A 3,449-nucleotide genomic window follows, 5' to 3' on the forward strand; every position below is an offset into this window, starting at 1 on the left:
TTTTTGGCTTGCAGCTCAAAGCGCAGCAGCCGGCATTCGATAGGGCCATTGAACAGTGGCACGCGCCGACTGGCTTGCAGCCGAAGGCGGCGGGGTAGGGCGCGGTCTGGCGTCAGCACCCCAGCGGTCCAGCCGCCGAAATGCGTCTTCCAGTGCGCCGCCAGCCGTTCGTAGAACACCTCCGCCCCCAGGCGGCCCACGACGCCCGCTGCCCCGATGCGTTCGCCATCTGGCGGATTGAGCAACAGCACGCCCGGCCGGGTCGAGGGCGGCAGGCGCTGCAGGGCGTCGCCCCCGCGGAACTCCACCGCCGCCCCGACGCCAGCGCGCTCGGCGTTGCGACGCGCAAAATCGACCATGCGAAACGCCACATCACTGCCGTAGGCCAGCGGAGGATGACCGGCGGGCCAGGGCCGTTCGTCCGCGCGCGCCTGCTCGCGCAGCGCAGTCCAGCGGACGGCATCGTAGGGCAGCAGCCGTTCGAACGCAAAGCGCCGTTGCCGCCCCGGAGCCTGCCGCAGCGCAATCTGTGCGGCCTCGATGATCAGCGTGCCGCTGCCGCAGCACGGGTCGTACAGCGGTACGGGCTCGCCGTCCGCGTCGGAGCCGGTCCAGCCGGTGGCGGCAATCATGGCCGCGGCCAGCGTTTCCTTGAGTGGGGCGTCGCCTTTGTCGGTGCGCCAGCCGCGTTTGAACAGCGGCTCGCCGCTGGTGTCCAGCGCCAGGGTCAGCCGATCGGCGCTCAGGTGGGCGTACAGGCGCACATCCGGGTGCGCCGTGTCCACGCTGGGTCGCGCGCCGCAGCGCGCGCGCAGCCGGTCGCACACCGCATCCTTGATGCGCAAGGCGGCAAAGTTGAGGCTGCGCAGCGGGCTGCGCTGGGCGCTTACCTCGACTTTGATGGTGCGCGCAGGGGTGAACCACGCCTCCCACGGCACGTCGGATGCGGCGGCGTACAGATCATCCTCGTGGTGATAGGCCCCTTCCCACAGGCGCAGCAGCACGCGCTGGGCGATGCGGCTGTGCAGGTTGAGGCGCAGCACCGTGTCCCAGTCGCCGCGCAGGCCGACACCCGCGCGGCCCACTTGCAGGGTGTCGGTGGCCTGGCCGGTCAAGCGGGCCACCTCGTCGGCCAAAAACGGGGCGCTGCCGCTGGCGCAGGGCAGAAACAGATCGAATACGGGCATGGGGTTACAGGGTCTTGCGCAGGCTAGCGTTGGGGATGCGCAGGGCCTCGCGGTATTTGGCGACGGTGCGCCGCGCGCATTCGATGCCCTGCTCCTTGAGCAAATCCGCGAGCTGGCCGTCGCTCAGCGGCTTGCGCGGATCCTCGGCGGCGATCATTTGCTTGATGAGGGCGCGCACGGCGGTGCTGGAGGCATTACCGCCGGCGTCCGTGCCCAGGCTGGAGCCGAAAAAGTACTTCAGCTCGAAGGTGCCAAACGGGGTAGCCATGTACTTGGCCGTGGTGACGCGGCTGATGGTGGACTCGTGCAGGCCCAGTTCGTCGGCAATGTCGCGCAGCACCAGGGGGCGCATGCCCACCTCGCCGTGCAGAAAGAAGCTGCGCTGCCGCTCGACGATGGCGCGCGCCACGCGCAATATGGTGTCGAAGCGCTGCTGCAGGTTTTTGATGAACCAGCGCGCTTCCTGCAGCCGCTGTTGCAGGTCGCCGCCGCGCTGGCCATGCAAGGCCTGCGCGTACAGGTCCGATACGCGCAGCCTTGGCAGCACGGCGGGGTTGAGCTGCACGTCGAACTGCGCCCCCTGCACGGTGACAATCACGTCGGGCACGATGATGTGCCGCTGCGCGTCCGCAAAGCGCCGGCCGGGCTTGGGCTCCAGGCGGGTCAGCAGCGCCAATCCCGCGCGCACGCTTGCCTCATCCAGGCCCGTGGCCTGGGCCAGCCGGCGCATGTCGCGCCGGGCGATCCATTCCATGGGCTGTTCGCACAGGGCCAGCGCGGCGCGCGCCTCGGGGGTATTGGGCTGCTCCCGGAGCTGCAGGCGCAGGCATTCGGCCAGATCGCGTGCGCCCACGCCCGCGGGTTCCATGTTTTGCAGCCAGCCGAGCGCACGGCGCAACAGGGATGCGATCTCCTCTTGTCGCGCTTGCTCGGCCGCAGGGTCGGCCGCCTGTACCTGCCGCCACAGCGCGGCCGTTAGCTCCTCCAGCGAGTCGCTCAGGTAGCCGTCGTCATCCAGCGATTCGATCAAAAAATACAGTGCTGCGCGCTCGTCGTCATTCAGATGCAGGGCCAGGGCCTGCCGGTGCAGGTGGTCTTGCAAGCGCTCAGTACTGCGCGCCCGCTCGGCGGCACTGTCCTCATCCTCGTCTGCTTGGCGCCCATCCCGATCGAAGCCCAACCCCTCCCACGACCCGTCGGTGTCATCCAGCGCAGATGATGATTCGTCGGCAGCGGTCGCTGGTCCTTCCGGATCGGCCGGCGCCGCTTCGTCATCCGCGCGCTCCAAAAAAGGGTTGTCGGCCAACATCTGCTCGACTTCCTGCGTCATCTCCTGGGTGGAGAGCTGCAGCAGCCGGATCGATTGCTGTAACTGCGGCGTGAGGATCAGGTGCTGCGAGATGCGCAGCGCAAGGCCGGGCTTCATACACGCTACAGACGCTACAGACGGAAGTGTTCGCCCAGGTAGACCCGGCGCACCTCGGCGTTGTCCACAATTTCGGCCGGCGTGCCGCGGGCGAGGACCCGCCCTTCGCTGATGATGACCGCTTGGTCGCAGATGCCGAGCGTCTCGCGCACATTGTGGTCGGTGATCAGCACGCCAATACCACGCGACTTGAGGAATCGAATGATGCGCTGGATCTCGATGACCGCGATCGGGTCGATGCCAGCAAACGGTTCATCGAGCAGGATAAAGCGCGGTTGCGCAGCCAAGGCGCGCGCGATCTCGACGCGCCGGCGTTCGCCACCCGACAGCGCCGGAGCCGGCGCGTCGCGCAGATGATCGACGTGCAGCTCCTGCAGCAGCGTATCCAGGCGCGTGCGCAGCATCGGCTCGGACAGGGGATGGCCTGCCTCATCGTGCTGCAACTCCAGCACGGCGCGGATGTTCTGTTCGACCGTGAGCTTGCGAAAGATCGATGCCTCCTGCGGCAGGTAGCCCAGCCCCAGCCGTGCGCGGCGGTGAATGGGCAGCTGCTCCACCCGTTGCTCGTCGATCCACAGCCGCCCTGCGTCGGCCCGCACCAGACCGACGATCATGTAAAACGACGTCGTCTTGCCCGCCCCATTGGGCCCGAGCAGCCCCACCACCTCGCCGCTGCGCAGCTGCAGCGAGACGTCGTGCACGACCGTGCGGCGGCCGTAGCGCTTGTGCAGGCCCTCGGCCCGCAGGCAGGAGACGGGCGTCGCAGTCACGGGCGGCGCTCCAGGCGGTCGCTTGGGGTCAGGGTGGGGGCGGGGGTGTCTGGAGCAGGTCGGGTG

The 3,449-nt window shown here is 68.5% G+C and carries 3 protein-coding genes; all 3 read right to left on the reverse strand.

Features of this window, described 5'->3' with window-relative positions; translation table 11 throughout:
- A partial coding sequence (locus P3W97_RS10750; RefSeq protein ID WP_300846603.1) for a THUMP domain-containing protein occupies positions 1 to 1,187 on the reverse strand: 1,187 nt, incomplete at its 3' end.
- Between the two features lie 4 nt (positions 1,188 to 1,191).
- A complete protein-coding gene (rpoN, locus tag P3W97_RS10755; protein WP_300846605.1) occupies positions 1,192 to 2,613 on the reverse strand; it encodes an RNA polymerase factor sigma-54 in 1,422 nt (473 codons plus the stop codon).
- Positions 2,614 to 2,627: 14 nt separating this feature from the next.
- Positions 2,628 to 3,383 carry an LPS export ABC transporter ATP-binding protein gene (lptB, locus tag P3W97_RS10760; protein WP_300846607.1) on the reverse strand — a complete coding sequence of 252 codons (756 nt, stop codon included), beginning with the start codon at positions 3,381 to 3,383 and terminating at the stop codon, positions 2,628 to 2,630.
- Positions 3,384 to 3,449 lie beyond the last annotated feature (66 nt).

It is taken from the genome of Tepidimonas sp., assembly GCF_029335975.1.
Classification (GTDB): Bacteria; Pseudomonadota; Gammaproteobacteria; order Burkholderiales; family Burkholderiaceae_C; genus Tepidimonas.

Coding starts and splice junctions, on each gene's coding strand:
- rpoN (WP_300846605.1), bottom strand. CDS start 2,613: ATGAAGCCCGGCCTTGCGCTGCGCATCTCGCAGCACCTGATCCTCACG.